Annotated in this window: 11 protein-coding genes; all 11 read right to left on the minus strand. The window is 32.0% G+C overall.

Annotation, left to right across the window (positions count from 1 at the left end; translation table 11 throughout):
* Entirely contained in the window at positions 1 to 1,227 is a 1,227-nt protein-coding gene (locus tag MPF19_RS13680; protein WP_249988655.1) for a M60 family metallopeptidase, read from the minus strand.
* Positions 1,228 to 1,252: 25 nt separating this feature from the next.
* Positions 1,253 to 2,653, minus strand: coding sequence for an arylsulfatase (locus MPF19_RS13685; RefSeq protein ID WP_249988656.1), 1,401 nt, complete (start codon positions 2,651 to 2,653; stop codon positions 1,253 to 1,255).
* A 10-nt stretch (positions 2,654 to 2,663) separates the two neighbouring features.
* A complete protein-coding gene (locus MPF19_RS13690; RefSeq protein ID WP_249988657.1) occupies positions 2,664 to 4,973 on the minus strand; it encodes a family 20 glycosylhydrolase in 2,310 nt (769 codons plus the stop codon).
* Positions 4,974 to 4,976: 3 nt separating this feature from the next.
* The gene (locus MPF19_RS13695; RefSeq protein ID WP_249988658.1) at positions 4,977 to 7,220 is read right to left on the minus strand and encodes an alpha-N-acetylglucosaminidase; all 2,244 of its coding nucleotides are present in this window, start codon (positions 7,218 to 7,220) and stop codon (positions 4,977 to 4,979) included.
* A 328-nt stretch (positions 7,221 to 7,548) separates the two neighbouring features.
* The gene (locus tag MPF19_RS13700; RefSeq protein ID WP_249988659.1) at positions 7,549 to 10,527 is read right to left on the minus strand and encodes a GH92 family glycosyl hydrolase; all 2,979 of its coding nucleotides are present in this window, start codon (positions 10,525 to 10,527) and stop codon (positions 7,549 to 7,551) included.
* 11 nt (positions 10,528 to 10,538) lie between these two features.
* On the minus strand, positions 10,539 to 12,971 hold the full coding sequence (locus MPF19_RS13705) for a family 20 glycosylhydrolase (RefSeq protein WP_249988660.1): 2,433 nt from the start codon (positions 12,969 to 12,971) through the stop codon (positions 10,539 to 10,541).
* Between the two features lie 220 nt (positions 12,972 to 13,191).
* Entirely contained in the window at positions 13,192 to 13,950 is a 759-nt protein-coding gene (locus MPF19_RS13710) for a PKD domain-containing protein (RefSeq protein WP_249988661.1), read from the minus strand.
* 12 nt (positions 13,951 to 13,962) lie between these two features.
* Complete coding sequence (locus tag MPF19_RS13715) at positions 13,963 to 15,489, minus strand: SusD/RagB family nutrient-binding outer membrane lipoprotein (RefSeq protein ID WP_249988662.1); 1,527 nt, start codon at positions 15,487 to 15,489, stop codon at positions 13,963 to 13,965.
* A gap of 12 nt (positions 15,490 to 15,501) precedes the next feature.
* Positions 15,502 to 18,738 carry a SusC/RagA family TonB-linked outer membrane protein gene (locus MPF19_RS13720; RefSeq protein WP_249988663.1) on the minus strand — a complete coding sequence of 1,079 codons (3,237 nt, stop codon included), beginning with the start codon at positions 18,736 to 18,738 and terminating at the stop codon, positions 15,502 to 15,504.
* Between the two features lie 1,230 nt (positions 18,739 to 19,968).
* Positions 19,969 to 20,649 (minus strand): heparinase II/III domain-containing protein, encoded by a 681-nt coding sequence (locus MPF19_RS13725; protein WP_249988664.1) that lies wholly within the window; start codon positions 20,647 to 20,649, stop codon positions 19,969 to 19,971.
* Positions 20,589 to 20,882, minus strand: a complete 294-nt coding sequence (locus MPF19_RS13730; RefSeq protein ID WP_249988689.1) for a heparinase II/III domain-containing protein — start codon at positions 20,880 to 20,882, stop codon at positions 20,589 to 20,591. Before MPF19_RS13730 ends, MPF19_RS13725 begins: the two co-directional genes overlap by 61 nt.
* Positions 20,883 to 20,899: the final 17 nt, after the last annotated feature.

Consider the following 20,899-nt stretch of genomic DNA (forward strand, 5'->3'; position numbering starts at 1 on the left):
TTAAAGTTGGTAGGTGTTTTTTAATTGATCTATTTTTTCTTGAGTTACCGGAAATTTCCATGTTTTAAAAAGTGGTACTAAATCTACATGAGCCTCTTTACTTAATACCAATGCTATTAAATTAATTTTATTTACGGCTCCTTTTGGAGGTGTAAATCCTTTGGTGTTTAATGTTCTAAAGGTTCTGTAAAACCCCTTGTAGACATCCCAACCGTACATATATTGTATCCGTTGAAAAAGCGAATGCATTTCATCTGAGCTCATACTGTCCCATTTTCTTGAAGCATCTGACAAATACTTATCACCAAAGAATAAAAAAGATTTTTCTGCAAATTCTTTCCCTTTTAATCTTCTTCCTTTTTCTTGAAACGGATAATCTTTTACAACAATAGTTTCCGGTATTCTAAAAGATTGTTCTTTCATTGTTTCTATTATAAAGCATAACTTAAAATTTGCCTGAAACTCTGTATACGGACCATTAAAGTTATACCATTGCCCTATGCCATCATCAAAATCATGCCCCATTTCATGAATCCATCCAAACGGGAAAATTCCATCCTCAAATTCTTCAATAGACTTGCCAACAAACTTGGTATTTAAAATTATTTTTTGTCCTGCATATGCAAAATATGGATTTTCTACACTCTCTGTAAATACAATCGTTTTTCCTTCATAAGGCGTACCTCCTACAAGTTCTTCCATTGCTACATAAGATTGATTTAACCACATCATAGCTCTATCTATTGTTGAAAAATTTTCATATCTAGACTCTTGCAAAGACAAGGCTACTTTACCTTTTGTTATCACCTTAGAAGATTCTGGTAAATAAGCTGCAGGAATATCAAATTTAAAAGGAAACTTCTTTTCCTTACCATTTACTTCGGCTAAAATAAATCCTTTTTTAACTGGATTTTTTTTACCAAAATCGGCTACTGTTTTTGCTGACAAATGACCTATTTCTGTTTTCTTCCATACTTCATTCTCTCCCAATTCTTTGTCTAATTTATTTACTCTTTCTTTAGCGCCTTTCCATTGTATACTATAACCTTTAATTAAAACTTTAGCGTCACTATTATTGGTTACTGCTATCGTATAACTACCCCAACCATTTGGCATCCAACCAGCTTCTTGTCCTAAATTAGTTTTTACTTTAAGTTGAGCGAAAGTTCCATTCACCGCTAAAAAACATAAAGTAAATGCAGTAATATATTTTTCTTTATTCTTCATAAAATTAGTTCTCATCATAATCTTATTATTCTCTAAATTGATTTATAATAGTTGTTAATTCTTTTACTTTTTCTGGGTATTCCGAAGCAATATTTTTAGATTCAGAAATATCTTTAGGAATATTAAATAATTCGACACTAGTTTCATTTATCCCTTTCTTTTTTATAGTTACCAATTTATAATCTCCTTTACGCACAGCGCGTCTAGATAAACTAGTATCAAATTCCCAATAAAGGAAATCGTGTTTTTCTTGATTTTCTTTATCACCAACCAACGTGGGTAAATAAGAAATACCATCACTAGAATTGGGTAACTCTGCGCCAGATAAATCACAGGCAGTTGCCATAAAATCCCAAAAAGTTGCTACTGCATCAGTTTTCCCTGGTTTTATAACTTCGGGCCATTTTGCTATAAAAGGAATTCTAATTCCTCCTTCATAAAGGTCTCTTTTCATTCCTTGTAATTCTCCATTACTATCAAAGAAATTTAAATTCCAACCGCCTTCTTGATGTGGACCATTATCAGACGTAAAGACAACTAGTGTTTCTTTATCTAACCCTTTTTCTTTTAAGGTTTTCATAATTTTACCAATGTATGAGTCTAATCTAGAAATCATAGCTGCACCTGCCTTTTTAGGTTCTGGCCAATCTTCATTAGCATAAATACCTAAATCTGGTACTTCCATTCCATGTTCATTAATTAAAAAACTCTCATTATCTGCATGTGGTATCGTGTAGGCTAAATACAAGAAAAAAGGATTATCTCTATTTTCATTTAAAAAATTTAATGCTTTTTCTGTAAAAAGATCATTAGAATATTCTAGCTTCTCTACAGCAGCACTACCAATACCTACGGCATAATTAGTACTATCTGTAACATAAATTACTTTATTTTTTAAAGGGTACTTTTCTCCGTTTTCCCATAAATAATCTGGATAATAATTATGAGCCCTAATTTGATCATAATATCCATAGGAATAATCAAAACCCTGATCGTTAGCATAACCTGTAGTACCAACATTACCTAAACCCCATTTACCAATAACACCTGTGGTATAGCCACTGCTTTTAAGTAATTCTGCCACAGTAACATCTTCTGACTTTAAAGGTTTCTCCATAGACTTTATAGTTGTATGCCCCATATGTTGACCAGTAATTAGACTATTTCTAGACGGAGCACACACGGTAGCTCCAGCATAATGCTGCGTAAAAAGCAACCCTTGAGATGCTAACTTATCTATATTAGGTGTTTTTATTACATCCTGCCCGTAACAGCCTAAATCTCCATACCCTAAATCATCTGCCATTATAAAAAGTATATTGGGCTTAGATGCCTTTACTTTTTCATAGGCAGTCTTTTCTTTGGCACAAGAACTTAGAGTTATTATTACAACCATTAAAAATGCTTTACAAATACTTTTATTCATCTAAAAAAAATTAATCTAAATTATTTAAAGGTTGTACTAAATTCTCAAAAGGTTCAAAATCTTGCATCTCTTTTGTTCTGTACATAATGTTTAATTGATTTTGAATTTGCTGATAGAAATATTCTATCTTTAAATTATGTATACCTGCGCTTAATTGTATTTTAAATTCTTCAGGTTTATTTTTAAATTCTGTACCTTTTGCTACCAATTTATCGTCTATATAAATATTTCCTAAACCATCATGCGTTTGCAGTTTTATGGTATACTTATCGGTATTATCAATAGAAATCTTACCCGTCAACTCTATAGCATATGGATTATAAATACCTCTAAAACGAGTATCTATATGCCCTATTGATTTTACTTTTGCAAACAGTTGACCATTAATTTCATCTAGCCGTTCTTTAGTTGTTTTGGCAGTAACTCCCTCTCTCATTAATGGAATTTCGTTAAAATTAGGAATAGCATTCCATCCTTTAATAGGAGCAGGTCCGTAAACTTTATATTTGTATGCTGGTATAACTTTTTGATAATATTTTTGCTCTGAGTATCCAATAACATTATCAAATTCATCTCTTTTTTGAATTGTTAACACACCACTTTCTGCTAACTTAATTGGTTCTTTGTATAAAGACATCTCAGTCTTAGAAGGTACATCCCAAGATTTCGAAAAAGCCCATGAATAACTAGCATCTTTAGGACTATCTAAAACTATCTCTGCAGGGGATGTAAACTTTAAATCATCACTAGAAATTAAATTCTTATCCGTACTAGAAATTGGTCTAAATAACTTAGAATATAATTTATTACTAGTACTAAGATCCTTTTTAAAATCTTTAAGTTTTTTAGTTGCTGTTGTATTCCATAAACGCTCTGCAAGAACAGGAACTCTGTCTTTTAAAACAGGAATAACTTTAAAATGATTTTGCTCCCAATAAGATATTTGTCCACCTATAATATTAGGATTTTCTTCAACATTAACCTCTTTGATACTTTTGTTCCAATGTTCCCAATTAGTAACTTCCCAGTTGTAAGCTCTATCTATAGAAGGTGCTAAATTCATTGCTCCAACCATATACCAAGGAATCCAAGTGGAGTTTATAACCTTATAGCCATTTTTTAATAAATTATTAGGGTTATTATAGGTGGTGTTCCAAACTACAATTGTAATATCCTTATCTATTGTTACACTTCCAGCTCCTGTGCCATGAAAACCTTCCCAAGCAATAGTACTTTTACCTGTTGCTTTTACCATTTGATTCATTTTATTTATAAAATGACAAAAAAGCTCATTAGCATTTCCTTTTTCTGCAGCTGTCAAACCATTCTTTTTAGTATAATTTTGGTATTCTGGTGCCTTTTTAAGGTTTTCTAAATAAACCTCATCTCCTCCAACATGGATGTACGGGCTAGTGTAAAACACAGAAGCTAATTCTTTTATAATAGTATTTACCGCTTCGTACGTTTTTTCTTTAGCTATATTTATAACATATAATTGTTCAGGCTTATTCGTTTTAGGTTTAAAACTTCCAAAAGTTTCTGGATATGTTTGCCATAAAATAGAAGAATGACCTGGTAAATCCACTTCTGGTATTAAAGCTATACCTCTATCTTTTGCGTATTGTACAATATCTTTTAATTCCTCTTTTGTATAATATTCTCTTTCACCTTTACTATTGGTTTTATTAATTTTAGGGAAATCTTTAAGAGGAAAAGTAAATCTACTATTATCACTTAAGTGAAGATGTAAATATGGTATTTTATACAACCACAATAAATCTATTGTTTCTTTTATGGTTTCTGTTGGATGCCAAAATCTAGCCAAATCTAACATTACAGACCTAAAATCCAAATCTGGATTGTCTTTTATAGCTACATAAGATATGTAAGCACCTTTTTCATCTACTTTAATTAATTGAGTTAAAGTAGCTACCGCATTTGTTAATTCACTATAAGAATTACCTTCTAAGATTACCTTTTTATCAACAACAACCGTATGTGTATTATTATCTAAATCTTTATTGTATTTTAAAACAATACTATTATTGGCTTTTATTTCTTTTGTAACAGTAATACCTGTACCTGTAATTCTTTTAGAATATTCTGCTAAAATATTTGCAATAGGTAATAAACTTTCATCTTCTACACCAATGGATGTTGAGTTGGTAAAATTAAAACTTCCATTTTTCTTAATAATCTCTTTCGGAACAGGAATAACTGCTATACTTGTATTAATTTCTTCTCTTTTAAAGGAACTACAACTAACAACCCCACAAAGAAACAAGAGTAAAAACCTATATATTATATTTTTATGTATCATTCTTTATTTTTTAAAAAAGTGAGCATATTCTTTCTGCAATCTTTTAGCTACTAAAACTGCATCTCCAGTAACTGTGGCTGGGTATGAATCTGTACTTTTAGTCCATTTATAATCTAATACTCTCACCTCATTATCAAATTCTTTAGGGTTAAATGGAGTATTTGCTTTTAGAGATTTACTTAAATGATTAATAAATAGTTGCCATCTAGGTTTATAATATCCAGAAAATAGGCCGTTCCATTGTTTACCGGCATAATCTCTTAAACCACCTTCTGGGTAAGGCTGCCAAATAGTTACAATTGTACGTGCATTCCATTCATAATAATCTTGCTCTGCTTCTGTAACACCCCAACTTCTAGCATCTTTTATCCATTTACCTAATAAAAAGTTTTCATTAGTACCTGTAATTGCCTCCAAATCATTTAGAAGTTTTAATAAAGTTATAGACGCATTATTAAACTGTTCTATATTTTTTTCCTGATAAGAAACACTAACATCATTAATAACCTTGTGCGTTAAACTAAATAATAGTTCTCTATATACATTAGCCACATCAAACTTATATGTATCCTTATTTTTTAACTCTTCACTTGCCGCTAAAAGATTATCTGCTGCGCTAGCCATTTTATAGACATTAAAATCCCAAGCAAAAGGATCTTCTGCTGTTATTTTAAAATCTTTTCTTACGTGTCTAATATCTTCTTCACTTCCTTCTTCAAAAATCATTAAACGTGGTGTAGTAATTAATGGAGACCATAACGTTCTAGTTCTGCGATAAACAGATTCTTCTAAAAAGTTCCATGCTTTAATTGCATGCTCATTTTTAGTGTTATATCTATTTGAAGCATAAGAACTAACCCATTCTTTTACATTAACCTCTTTTTGGTTCCATGCTTTTTCAAAAATAAAATCTTGTATTATTGGATTGTATCCTAATCCTTCTGGTATAACACCAATTCCTTGTAAATTATTATTGATTTCTGATTTAAAAGCTTCTTGAAATTGCTCTTGCATTACCTCTAAATCTCCACTCATATTTACTTTCTGGTCTTCGTTACAGATAACATTCCAAACCCAAGGCTGACCGTAAAAAGCATCCGTTTTATTCCAAGTAGGATTTTTTTCACCATACAAGTCTAACACAATAACTTTGTCTTGAGGTATACCATTTAAAAAGGCGCTACCTCTTTCTTTTGTCCAAAAATCTTTCTTAAAAAAGAAAAACCATCCTTGTAAAACCCAAGTAGCCTCAGGGTCTGCCTGTGCCATAGAGTGATACACACTTTTACTTACCTGCTGCAAAAACTCTGGATCTTTAGATGGTGGGTTCACTTCTATAAAACAATCTGCATCATACAAATGATCTGTACCATACATTTCTGTTTGTTTTTTAATAAAAGCAGTCCCAATTTCTTGAAATAATTTGTCGGTAGGATCTAAAAAGTAAGTACCGTCTACACCTGCCCAATCTTCTATTTGAAAAATATTAGCATCTGGATATAATTCCTTTAAAGATTCTGGAACGTGCCCCGTAAACGCTTGTAATACTGGCTTCATCCCCAAAGAACGCATACGCTCTAAAACCTTTATTTGTAGTTCTTTTCTTTGCTTAATCCAATTATCAGGTAAAGGACCTCCCATACCATCTATATTTCCCATCCATCCCCAAGGTAAATGAGCCGGACCTACAAAAAATTCATTAATTTTTTCATCAGGCATCCCCATATCTCTAAATACTTCTTGCCAAACAGCTTCTTGACCAATCATGGCTAAAGGCATATTAACTCCTTTAAGTGCCATATAATCTATCATCTGTTCCCATCGTTCCCAATCCCACCAAGGCATTGTATAACCATAAGTACAATAGTTAAAAAAATACCTATAGTTAAAAGGAGTTTCTACTTTTATAACTTCTGATATTACAGGTAATGTCTCTGGCAACTCTATTTGATTGTAATTTAAAGACGTCTGTGAGTTACAGTATTTACTTAAATACCAATCTAAACCAGATGACATTGCCACCGAATTATTTCCTTTTATAAGTACTTTACCTTTTTCTGTACTAATTTCAAATACATCTTTATCTTTAGTAGCAGTAATTTCTTTAAAAATAAACTCTGAATTACGTTCTGGCATAATTCGTTTCGCTAACGCGTAGGCCGATTTTTCTGCTTGTGTTTCTTGTTTCTTCTGATTACAAGCTGTAAGTAATAAAAGGACTAAAATTGGTTTTAATAATTTTATCATAAATAGGTTAATTAGTATTTTTTGGCGTATGTGTAGATTAAAAAATTTAGAATTAATTGAATTTAAACTTATCAAATACACTCCTTATATAAACTAAAAAAAAAGGAATGTATGAGATAAGTCTTAACACTAGTTCAAATAATTATTGTAATATTTTTATCCATTTAGAAATATATTTTTTTTTAATTATTACTGATGTAAATGTAAGATTAGATGTTCTTTTTCAATTATAATAGCGTATCATATTCTTATAATATAATTACAAACCCCTATGTTTATTGACATAAACAAGACTAACTAGAATAAAACATCTAAAAAATGGAATATTTTAGTAAATTCTGAACTCTACAATATGTACACCAATATTCGCATTGTTTTTTATCATATTTACTCTAAAATATTTTGCTTTGATTGGTTTTATTTTGTGAACATATCCTTTTTCGGTTGCTTTTGTTTTATTTGTAGAAGCATCTACAATTTTTTTCCAATTTTCACCATCATCAGAAGCGTCAATAGTATAAGCATAACTTCTATAACCATCCCAATAAGTAAACAAGTGCACCTTGCTAATTGTAGTAACTTCTGCCAATTTAACTTGCCAACTTTGCGGATATGGTGATGCATCCCAAAATTTCTCTTTATCAACAAAGCCGTCAACGGCATATGAAGATTCATATCCTTTGTTAGAAACAGAAGCTTTAGTCTCTTGATGAAAAGTCAAATTCTCTTCATAATCAATCTTTTCAAACTTGGCTTTTCTTAGAGTACTGATAGGTTTTCCATTAAGATCAAAAACCATTGCATTAAGTACAACTGTTTCACTAAAGGCCAACGGTTCATTATATTTTTTTGAAGATGCTATAGGTACAGACCCATCCAAAGTATATCTAATTATTCCTTTGTTAATCTTGGCCTTGATTTGAACGCTTATCTCTGTCATAAAATTATTTTTTTCAGCATCATTCAAACCGTCTGCACTAATTACAAAACCTTTGTCATTTTCATTATTCCATGCTCCTGGCTTCGATATTGACGGCGGCAACTCACTAATACCCCATTGCTTGTTAGGTTTTGGTCCCATAACATATTCAATTGTTCCTCCTTTTTGAATATCAGAAACATAAATCCAGGTTTTGTTTAAAGGTTTACCATTTAATTTCGCAGACTGAATATAATAATTAGTATCACTATTATTTTTAGCTATAATCTTTAACTTTTTACCGTTTTCTAATGTTACAGTAGCTTGCTTAAACAATGGTGCAGTTAAATCGAAAATTGGCTGTATTCCACAACCACCTTGCATTTGAAACAAGCCTAAAGAGCTCATTACATACCATGCTCCCATTTGCCCTTGATCTTCATCACCTGGCCATCCGTCTTCTGGTGTATCTCCATAATATATATTTAAAATTTCACGAACCCAATGTTGTGTTTGCCACGGCTGTCCTGCATAATTAAAAAGAAATGCTGCTTGCATATTAGGTTGATTTCCATGATTGATAGGAAACTTTGCATAACGATCTCCTGTTGCATTAAATTTAGATTCTTTAGAATTGGTAAACCCCCAATTTAATCGCTCTAAAAACTTATCTTTCCCTAAAAAGTTAATAATACTTTGCACATCATGAGGAGCATAGAAAGTATATTGCCATCCGTTACCTTCTATAAATCCTTTTGAAGAAAACGGATTATTAGGAGCTATCCATTGGCCTGTTGAACTTTTTATCCTTGCATAAGTTTCCTTTTGATCTAGGTGATTTTTATAACTAGATGATCGTTTTAAGAAATAGTCATAATCTTCCATTTTACCTAAATCTTTTGCCATTTGTGCTACACACCAATCCTGAAAAGCAAGTTCCATTGTATTAGAAGCAGGACCACTTTCACTTGCTACATAACCGTAATCCATATAAGGTTTTAGCCAGCGGTTTCCTACAAAACCATTGCTTTTATGCACTTCTCCAGGCGTTTTCATTATTTTTACAATAGCTTCATACGCTAATTCTACATCATAATCGCGTATGCCTTGCATGTAGGCAGCAACAATAAATGAAACCGCGGGAGAAGAAGTCATAATAGCAGAATACTCTCCTGCATTAGGGCCTTTAGGAAGCCAACCGCCTCTTTTATATATTTCTAACAAAGAGTTTACCCATGAATTGGTAATGGACGGAGTTACTAAAGACCAAAGTCCATTAAGATTCCATTTCATCCCCCAAAAAGCATCAGCGCCATATACATTAAGCCCTGGCTTTCCTTCTACCACCTCTTCATTCATGTCTACCCACTGCCCATTTACATCACTCCATATTGTTTTTGCACAATACGTTCTATAAAGGTTGGTATAAAACTTCTTTTTATTATTTTCATTATCATCTTCAATCTTTATGGCACCTAATAAGTTGTTCCAAATTTTTCTGGCATCCTTTTTATATTTTTGAAAAGCAAATTTGTTGTTATTAGTTTCTGTATTTAAATTTAATCGTGCCTGATCTGTACTTACCATAGACAAGGCGGTATGCACATTAATTTTTTGTCCTTTATTCGTTTTGTACCTTAAATAACAACCTACATCCCCAGCTCCTGTAAACTTGGATATATCCTCAAACTTCGTTTCATCTTGCCAACCGCTAAGACTATCAAAGGGCGTATCTGTTCGTGTTACAAAATAAAGATAATAGTCATTTTGAAGCATAATGGTTACCCCATTATTCTGTCTGTCCATAACTTTAATATATCCTTCAATTTCGGTATCGCTAACCTTGTTTACCATTACTTCTAGCACTTCGCCTGGATCTTCATAAGGAATTTGAAAATCAAACATTACCGCAGATTCTTCTGACTCTGGGAAAGTATATTGCTGCACTCCTACCCTTGTAGTTGCAGAAACTTCTGCCGTAATATCATAATCTTCTAAGTAAACAGAATAATATCCGGGTGTTGCTGTTTCTCTATCATTAGAAATTCTAGATCGATACCCTAATTCTGGATGATCTTCCGTACCAGGTTGAGTTTGAATTTTCCCCGTAACAGGAAGCACATAAAAGGTAGATAAGTGATAGTCGTGTACAAAATTAAACCCTGCAATGTTTTTAATAGCATAGTCATGTCCTGCTTTCCAATTTGACTTTTGATTATCTGGACTTATTTTCACCATTCCGAAAGGCAATGTGGCTCCAGGAAATAATAACGGTCTAGAATCATGAGTTCCTATAAAAGGGTCTACATAATCTACAGGGGTTTGTCCAAAACTAAGTTTTGGACAAATACAATAACATAGTAAGCATAGGTACAGTATTTTTTTCATGTTTTATCTTTTTAATAAGCTCTTAATTCAACAATATGCATGGATGGATTTGCACTATTATGCAACATATTTACTTTAATATATCTGGCCTGTTGTTCTAAAAACTCATCAACATACCCTTGCTCTGTAGCTTTCTCTTTATTATCGGAACGATCTACTACTTTTATCCATTTTTTTCCGTCAATAGATAATTCTATGTTGTATTGATAATATCTCCTGCCATCCCAATATGTAAACAATTCCACCTTTTTTAAAGTAGTACGTTTTTCTAAATCAACAATTATTCCTGAAGGACCACCTTGAGAATCCCAGAAGGCATCTTTATCAACAAAACCATCCACAGCTTTATTCATTCCATAAATTGGGCTGTTTTTATTTTCAGGTGAAGTCACTTTTTTACCCATCGTTATATTTTTCTCAAAATCTTTTTTAATAAATTTAGATTCATACATTAATCCTACAGGTTTCTTATTATAAAAACAAACCGCTTTTACTACCTGAGGTTTATCAATAAGTATAGGATTATTATATAATGGGGAAGTTAAAGAAGGTCTACTCCCATCAGTAGTATATCGAATTTCACTCTCTTTTTTTAGTAACTGAAAAGAAAGCGTAACATTACCAATAAATTCTACCTTAGGTCTACTAATAATTGTATCTCTTAATGCCAAAGTATTTCCTTTTACAGTAGGTACAATAGGATTTAATTGGTAGTTGATCAATTTATATCCCAACCTATTTCCTTTTTTATCAAAAACACCTAATTTCGCCTTAAAATCTTTATCTATTTTTAAGGTTGAAGGCAATGGATTAGAGTCTTTAGTTGGCATCTTTCCATCTGTGGTATATGTTATTTTTGTATTTGGTATGTTTGGATTAAATGTGAGCGATGCAACATCTCCAAACTTATTTTCTCTATTATAATAGATTCCTTCATAATTGGGCTCGGTAAAACCTTCTTTTACCACTGTTACAGGAAATATTAATTGATTAAACTGTGCATCCGTCTGTAGATAACGTTTATGATAATGGGCATATTTTTGTTTGTTATCACCATTCCAAAACACTTCACTAATAGCGGGTACACGATTATGAATACTAGGAATTTGTTGTTCTTCACTCATTTCCCAAGAACACATTTGTCCGCCTAAAATTGGTTCACTTTCATCAAGTTGAATTGGGTTATGATATGCCGGAGTTGCATTCCAATGATTTTCCCATCGATGAAGGTTCCATTTATAAATATAATCTGTATTCCATCTAAACCCTGGCGTCACATAAGCTGGTTTCCATGAAGCATTAATTATAGAATATCCATTTTTCAATAAACTTTCTGGACGTTGATATGCCGTTTCCCATGCAAATACGATTATATCTTTTGGAATCTTTACTTTTCTACTTCCATCTCCTGCAAAGCTTTCCCAAATTAAGGTTTTTTTATTGTTCTTCTTTACAATAGAATGCATTTGCACCATAAAATCTAAGTAGATATCATGTGCATTATCAAATCCTTTCTTTTTTATATATGCTTTAGTTTCATCTCTTTTTTCAAACTCACCTAACCATGCTTCATCAGCTCCTATATGAAAATATGGCGATGTGTAAAATACATCCATCATTTCTTCCATAATAGTTTCCATTGCAGTATACACACGTTCATCAGCCATATTTATAACACCTAATCTCGATTCCCCAAATAATTCTGGCATTGCTTTTCGCATGGCTTGCGTATGACCTGGGGCATCAAATTCTGGAATTATTGTTACGCCACGTGCTTCTGCATAAGACACTAAATCCTTTAATTCTTTTAAAGTATAATGACGGTTAGCAGTTGCTAATTTAGGATAAGTAGTTGATGGAAAAGTAAACGATTGATCATCCGTTAAATGAAATTGCATATATCTAATTTTATACCATCTACAAAGATCTATCACTTGTTTTACCGTAGCAATGTTATGCCATTGCCTAGCTACATCTAGCATAAAACCACGGTAAGAGGAATTTGGAAAATCCTTAATTGTGCATAATGGAAATTCTAACTTACCATCTTTTAATTTTGCTAGTTGTAATAAAGAAGTTGTTCCCATGCAAACCGCATTGTAACTACCTCCGCTAATTACGATTTGTTTATTGTTAATTTCTATAGTGTACGCTTCTTCTTCTAAAGTAAAGTCATAATTTAGTAAGACATCTCCTTTCCTTTTTTTTACAGTAGAAGAAAATTGATAAAGGGTTTGTAAGTCTTTTGCAATTAACTTAGTTGCAGGTTCTAATTCTTTTTCTGATGTAGCTATTTTAATACTCTTAGAAAAGGTTAAATACCCATTTAAAATTTTAACTTCTTTAGGGTAAGGCACTATAGAAATAGATTCTTGTGCCAGTAAATTAAATGACACTAAATTTATTCCGATAAATAAAATAAAGAGTTTTTGTTTAATTGACATTTTATAATTGTGTTTATTAATATTATCCATTTTCGAATTTATAGAACTAATTAAATTTATATGTTATACTCAATTTATATCTTTTCTTCTCCAAAAATTATTTTATTTTAAATTTTAAAACTTTAAAAAACCTATATCAGCCTGTTAAAAAAAAGAGCAGGAAAAAAATAAACTATTTAGTCCTGCTCAATTCTAACTCAAACTGTTAATCAAAATCTATTTATTGTTTTCTAGCTATTATCACTTTTTCTGTAATAGTTTTACCATCCCAGTCTAACCCATCACCTTCAAATAATTCTATATATTCTAAGGATATAGCCCCTGTATCTGCCCTATAACTTCCTTTTCCCACAATATAAACGTTATCTACATATCCATTTCCGTCTAAATGATACATATATTGCAAAGGAATCTCTATTACTCCATTTTCTTTAAAAATAATTTTAGCAAAATCATCGGTACCTTTAGAATTTAAATATCCCCAACTTTCATATTGCAATCTATTTGCCTTTAATAAATTTCCAAACATAATAGCTTCTTCCCCGGCTACAGCTGTAGTTGTGGTTGAAAAAGGTAGACTCTCCCCTTCAGCTGGAGCAATTAACCCTTCATAATCTCCTACAAAATTACTTGCACTACCCGTTTTTCCTACTAAATCGATATAAGCAACACTAAAATCTGCGCTATAGTAACCTTCTGTGAATGCTGATAATCTTATTTGTATACTATCTCCAGGTACTTCAAAAGTATAAGTTGGATTTTTATCTAAACTGGTAAAACCATCTCCAAACTCCCATAAATAATGTGTTGCATTTTGAGATTTGTTAGTAAAGGTGGCCGTATAACCATCAACCGACAAATCAAACTCAACAATTGGCGTAGGTGCACTAAGATCATAATCTTCATACTCGTCACAAGAAACTAGTGAAGTTATTGCTATGGTAAACAAACAAAAACTTTTAATTAATTTACTTTTCATATTGTATATTTTTTAATTCTTAAATTTATAAATAGCAGGTGTAGTGTAGGAAGAATTTTGATTAACCGTAACACCTTTTGCAAACCACAAATTACCCCAAAGGTTTTGTACAACACCTTCATCTGAAAAATTGCGTTCACCTTTTTGATTGAAACTATAAGGTATTCTATCTGGAAAACCATAATCTTGAGCAAACCCTACAGCATCCCATTTAAGTACCGGATAACTAGAACGTCTTATCATGGCAAATGTATTTAGAGACTGATGAAACTGCTCTATATATCTTTGATTTATAATTTGCTCTTTGGCCTTACTGGCATCATAAGCAGCAAAATTTTCAATTATATATTGGTCTATTAAAGTTGAATCTGAAACGCCCCATTTATTCATAGATGCTACTATACCTGCTTCGTAAAACTCTTTAGCGGTTCCGCCAACATTATACCCCTTACTTGCTGCTTCTGCTCTAATAAATAACACCTCTGCATAAGATATAATATCAATTGGGCGATAAAAATCAAATGTTATAGCTTCTCCTACCATTGAAACTTCCGATTCTTTAAAAGAAACTATTGGAGATAACGTATTGGGTGGAGTACCTGTGTATTCATAATCAGTCCATTTTCCTGCCTTTACAGAATCAATAGATTGCTGAGTAGCATTTAACATAATAGTACGTCGTGGATCATTATTAGCACAAAGCAAATCAACAATTAAATCTCCCGCAAATCGTTGTGTTCCAGATCTACTTTGTTGAACAAATGTAGCTGTATTTACTCCAGAGCTTTCTTCTATAAACTTGACACCTACATTGTCATCATTCTTTTCTAGAATTGGATATGTAGTAATATCACCAAATATTTCTTCTAAACCAGCTTTTGCGATTGCATTGTCCGCTTCAGACATCCTTAGATATAATCTAGCTCTTAATGAATTAGCAAACTTTTTCCATTTTAACATATTACCTTGGCAAAAAAGATCTGACCCATCATCTACTCTTGCTGCAGAAGGATCAATATCTAGTTTTGCTTCCGCTTCTTTTAACTGTAATACAAGATCTTTATAAATACTTTCTTGTGTATCATATTTAGGATAAAGAAGACGATCTGAAAAGGCTTTTAGAGCTTCACTATATGGAACATCCCCATACATTTCTGTGTAGTTAGCAAATATCCATACTTTCATTATCATAGCAATACCTTCATAATTTTTATGATTTTGTTTAATTGCTTGTATTCTTAAAAGCTCTATATCATTCAAAACAAGATTAACACTATTAAAAATTCTATCCGTATTCCAATTATAATCATAGGTTTGCTCATTGTAACCATTGCGGCCTTGATATTGTGTCCAACCTAGTACAGAAAAAACATCATTATCATCTAATAAAGTATGAGTAATTGTTCTTTGCGCTTGTAACAATATTGATGATGAAGTTGCACTAACGGGATTATTAGGGTCAATATTCATTTCATCAAACTCTTTTGTACAGGACAGAATTCCAAGAGAGCATATTAATATATATATAATATTTTTCATAATTCTTTATTTTTAAAATTCAACATTTAACCTAAAACCTATTCTTCTAGCTGCTGGCAGTGCACCATTTTCTAGCCCTTGTCCTGCATTACTACGTCCTAAGGATACTTCTGGATCAACATTTGGAATGCTACTTTTAAGAACTCCTAAATTATATCCTGATAAGGATAAGGAGGCTCTTTGAATATGTTTAAGAGGTTTTAGTATTTCTTTTGGAAATTGATACGTTAAAGTAACTTGCTGTAATTTAATATAACTCGCATCAAAAAGGTGTGCTTCATGAATTCCTCCTAACCAATTATAATATGTTTCAGCTTCTAAGTATGTGTCGTTTTCAACATACCCAGTTACATTACCGCTAGAATCTTTTACTTCTTTAACTCCATCTGCTCTAACACCTCCACCTTGAGATACGGGTAAACGTTTTTCTATACCTCTGTCATTTAAACCTACTGTTTCTTTTAACAATCCATATTTAGCATTATCGGCATTAGACTGAGAATAAACAACACCACCAAATCTAGCATTAATCGTAGTACTAACTCTAAAGTTTTTGTATCTAAAAGAGTTGGTTAATCCTCCTACCCAATTAGGTTGTGCATTACCAAGATATTGATCCCAATCTGTGTTTGGATAATCTTGTGAGCGATAGTACCTACCATCATCTTGAATAATTTTTCTTCCATCAGGATTGGTCATAAAACTATACCCATAAATATCTCCATATTTTTCACCTGCTGTTACTCTTGTTTCAAGACTGTGCCATCCCGTTCTTATAAATGATACTTCATCTGATAACTCCACCAATCTGTTTTCATTTTTAGCCGCATTTACAATAATGTTCCATTGAAAATCCTTTGTTTTAATAGGTGCTCCGTTAACCATAAACTCTATACCTTTATTTTGTACATTTCCGGCATTAATTGTAGCTCTTCCTACTCCTGATGTTCTTGGAATTCCAACGGTTACAATTTGATTTTTTGTATTCGTTTTATAATAAGCAATATCAAAATTCAACCTATTATTAAACATATTTATTTCGGTACCAAACTCAATAGAATTGGTTCGTTGCGGTTTTAAACCAAGCGCTGGAAGTGTTGTAGTATATGCGTTTGTTTGTCTACCATTCCAATCCAATTGAGACCCATAAGTACCTGTTAATTGATATGGAGATGTATCACTACCAACTTGTGCCCAACTTGCTCTTAATTTAAGAAACCTAAGTGTCTCCGATTTTATATCAAATGCTTCTGTTAGTAAAAAAGATGATGACACAGCCGGATAAAAATAAGATCTATTTTCAGAAGGTAATGTAGATGACCAATCGTTACGTCCTGTTATATCTAAATATAAATAGTCATTATACCCAAAAGAAAGAAGTCCGAAAACACTTTGTGTTTCTTTTTCTGAATAAGACTGTCTAATATTTTTAGTACCCAAACCATTGCTTAATGCAGCTATATCTGGCGTAGCTAGTTCAGAAACACTTGCTCTCCAATTTGATGAGTACGTTTCTCTTTTATTAGCGCCAACTGTAAATGATAGGTCTAACAGATCTGTTAATTCTCTACTTCCAAAAAGACTAAAGTCATAATTGTTTTCAGAATAAGCTCTTGTTCCTATACTATAGTCACCATCATCAAAAAAATCTCCAGATTTAGCGACAGCTAAATCAATCTGCCCAAAGCTTCTATTATCTACATTACTATAGTTTTTAGATATTGATACTCTTGCTTCAACATCCTCCATAATTTCATAACGCAAACCAACTCTTCCGCTAAATCCTCGTCTTTGGTAACTTGAAAAATCTTCTTTTAAAGACCAGTATGGATTATCAAACCCTGTAAACTTATTCATAGACCCATCTAAATTTTTATGAGGTACAGAATTAATATACTTCATATCAAAATTAGAAGGCATTCTCATAAGGTTTTGAGTAACACCATTCCCCCATCCAGGAACTCTATTATCACTTCCAGACTCACTATAACTTACATTCGTTTCTACTTTCCATTTATCAGTTAAATTACCAAGAAAACTTGCGTTTAAATTAGTTCGTTGCTCATCGGTATCAGGAACCATTCCTGACTCATTTGCACTTCTTAAAGATACACGTCCATAACCCGATTTACCATTAAAACTAAGCGCTAAATTATGCTCTAAATTTAAACCTGTACGTAAAAAATCGTCAACATTATTTGGATGTGCTACCCATGGAACAGGAACAATAACCCCATTTACAACTGGAGATCGAAATTGTGGTATAAATAAATTTTTATCAAACTTACGTCCCCAAGAATATTGTGTATACTCATTTACACCCGCATCATTTCTGTTACCTGTATATTCATATTGACCATTTTGACCAGCTCCATATTCTTGCTGAAATTCTGCCTCTATTACAGGATTAGAAGCTATTGCATTAAGAGTATAAGTAATACCAATACCTTGTTTAACACCATCTCCTTGTTTTGTTGTAATAAGAATAACACCATTTGACGCTCGAGAACCATATAGCGCGGTTGCACCTGCACCCTTTAATATTGAAATTTCAGCTATATCCTCTGGATTCACTTTTGATATTGGATCTCCAAAATCTACAGTTCCTTTCGTATTCCATGCATCCCAAAAAGATTGCTTATCTACTTCTTCATTATATAATGGAATACCATCAATAACAAATAATGGAAGATTATTACCACTTAAATTAGAATTACCTCTAATAGTAATATTTGAAGACCCCCCCATACCAGACGTACCTCCTGTTACATACATTCCTGCAACCTTACCAGCTAATCCATTTACAATATTTGGGTCAGCAGATAACGCGATCTCCTCTCCCTTAATCTCTTGTACCGAATATCCCAAAGCTTTTCTTTCTCTCTTAATACCTAAAGCGGTAATAACTACTTCATCAAGCTTACCTGCTTCTTCCGTCATTATTATAGATAAATCTCCACCTTTTGAAATAACCTTTTCTATAGTTTTAAATCCCATATAAGAAAATACAACAGTTTTTCCTTTAGTGACTACAAGTTTAAAATTACCGTCAAAATCAGTTAACACTCCCTTTTTAGTCCCTTTTTCCAGGACATTTACATAGGCTATTGGTACCTTATCTACATCAGTGACTTTTCCTCCAATAGTTATTTTTTCTCCAGATGTTTGTGCATTTAATACACCTGTAAAAAGTAGTTGACAAATTAACGTAATTACTATGTAATTACGATTTAGTAACTTATTCTTCATATTAAATTGTATTGGTTAATAGTATTGTAAATGTATCTTACATGCACATATTTCCCTTATAAATGCGTATCAAATACTTATAATTTTATATCAAACACCCTATTTTAAAGAGAATACGCTATGGATTAACAAGAAAACTAAAATATATTTTACAAAATAAAAACCTAAACAATAAGTTGAGTTATCATATTGAAGAAGGTAGATATGCTAAATTAAGTAGAACAACAAATTACAAGCTTCAGAGTTGTAGGAAAACGAAAATTAGAATATATTCTGTAAAAAAAAAACGTAAAATTAAATAATTCTAGAGTCCATTTAAAACAAAACTAAGGAGAACTATATATTCCAATTAAGTCCTAGATTATTAGAAAAAAGAATATACTTTCTATAAAAAGAACAGTTTCCTCGTTTAGACCAGGTTTGGATTTCTTATTTAGCATACAAACAAAAATAAACTTGCATGTAGTAATGGTTTTCATTGATTTAGCGAAGACAAAGGCACTTATTGGGTCTATGACAATTGATTTAACCATTCAAAACACAATTATTCTTAACATAAAATAGTTACAAGCATGATTATTATATATGAAGAACTTTTATTTCATTCTGATATAAGATCTCAAACGCTGTACTAATTTCACAGGTATTCTTAAACGTTAAAAGGGATTAATCAAATAATTTATGAGTAAGAAATGAAATTCAAGGGACAATGATGTGGCGGAATGCTTCTGTTAAATCATTATCAGTAGATTGGAACGGATACCAATATTATTATTCGTCTTTAATTGGAAAAAAGCTTAATAAAATAAAGAATTAACAGATTTTATCAATAAATACGTAACCATGATTTATCCACATAAATCTCTCAACAAATTAAACAATAATATGATGGACGTCTATTGCCTTGGTTACAAACATTACTAGTGTAAAATTGAGAGAGGAATACAGAATAACTCAAGGTTCGTACTACATCTGACAATCCTCACATATTCTTAAATTCGCTTTGTTTCAATATGATAAATCAACAAAACGTTGCGATTCATTAATTATACCAAGCTATCTGTTCAATTTTATAGAATTACCAAACCCTTGCTTTTATCACATATAACCTCAGACTTAAAATTTTATTATTTTTATAAAACCTTTAAATATATTTAGCACAAATCCTCTTTTATCCTTTATAAGTTATTCTCTTTACCAATCTGCATAAGTCTAATTTTATTGATAAACTTACTTTTTCACAAAACTAATACCCTCGCTGCTATAATAAGGTATGGTAATTTTATAGTCATGATTTTTTGATTTCACTTTTATCTTTACGGCCTTTTCATTGTCTGAAATAATTTTAGCTTTCAATAAAGATATTTTGCTTTTGGAAGGTTGAAGTATCCACACAAAAGTAGAACTGGTATTAATATCCGTGCTATAGATACTTGTAATATTTGGAGTAAACAAATTGTACATGGAGCTATACCATCCTTGAATGTTGGGTTTTTCCTGTCCTTTAATTAGATTAATTTTAAAATTATGTTGCCCAACAGGAATAATTGCTAAATTTCCTTCTGTATTATTTGTTTGAACTACTGATTCCTCTTTTTCTACAATACAATCAGGATGCCAGTGCCATAGTGTTTCAATATTTCTAGATCTATCCGTTATTATCCTATCTACTACTACCCAAAAATCTCCACGAACATATAATACAGAACGTTGATGTTTTACATTTCCATTAATGTTCTTATATCTATCAAACGAACCAGTTGCAAAATCAAAAGCATCTACAATTTTATAACTATGATGATCTAATGCTGCCGATGCAATAGCGGGGCCTGCAGATTGTCCATTATGGTCTATAAGAACCGTATTGTGTCCTTCACTTCCCAAGGCATATGCCCTAAATTTTTTAGCCACTTCCCTGAATAGGCAAACCTCCCAGAATCTACCAATAGATCTTTACCATAGGCTGATACTGATAGATGAAGTTTATCACTATGCTCATGCCCTGCTCCCCAAGGACCTACATCAAAAAATGACCAATGCGCTTCTTTATCATAGCTACTTCGTGATATCAATTGTCCCGCCCATGGATAAAAAAAAGAATTACCTCCATCTGGAACTGTACCTTTTTCACCGTTTGTTGCCATATATTCCCAATCTGGAC

Origin of the sequence: Polaribacter sp. Z014, from assembly GCF_023555435.1 — a bacterium.
GTDB lineage: Bacteria > Bacteroidota > Bacteroidia > Flavobacteriales > Flavobacteriaceae > Polaribacter.

Coding starts and splice junctions, on each gene's coding strand:
- MPF19_RS13720 (WP_249988663.1), bottom strand. CDS start 18,738: ATGAAGAATAAGTTACTAAATCGTAATTACATAGTAATTACGTTAATT.
- MPF19_RS13710 (WP_249988661.1), bottom strand. CDS start 13,950: ATGAAAAGTAAATTAATTAAAAGTTTTTGTTTGTTTACCATAGCAATA.
- MPF19_RS13715 (WP_249988662.1), bottom strand. CDS start 15,489: ATGAAAAATATTATATATATATTAATATGCTCTCTTGGAATTCTGTCC.
- MPF19_RS13700 (WP_249988659.1), bottom strand. CDS start 10,527: ATGAAAAAAATACTGTACCTATGCTTACTATGTTATTGTATTTGTCCA.
- MPF19_RS13685 (WP_249988656.1), bottom strand. CDS start 2,653: ATGAATAAAAGTATTTGTAAAGCATTTTTAATGGTTGTAATAATAACT.
- MPF19_RS13690 (WP_249988657.1), bottom strand. CDS start 4,973: ATGATACATAAAAATATAATATATAGGTTTTTACTCTTGTTTCTTTGT.
- MPF19_RS13695 (WP_249988658.1), bottom strand. CDS start 7,220: ATGATAAAATTATTAAAACCAATTTTAGTCCTTTTATTACTTACAGCT.
- MPF19_RS13680 (WP_249988655.1), bottom strand. CDS start 1,227: ATGAAGAATAAAGAAAAATATATTACTGCATTTACTTTATGTTTTTTA.
- MPF19_RS13705 (WP_249988660.1), bottom strand. CDS start 12,971: ATGTCAATTAAACAAAAACTCTTTATTTTATTTATCGGAATAAATTTA.
- MPF19_RS13730 (WP_249988689.1), bottom strand. CDS start 20,882: ATGGCAACAAACGGTGAAAAAGGTACAGTTCCAGATGGAGGTAATTCT.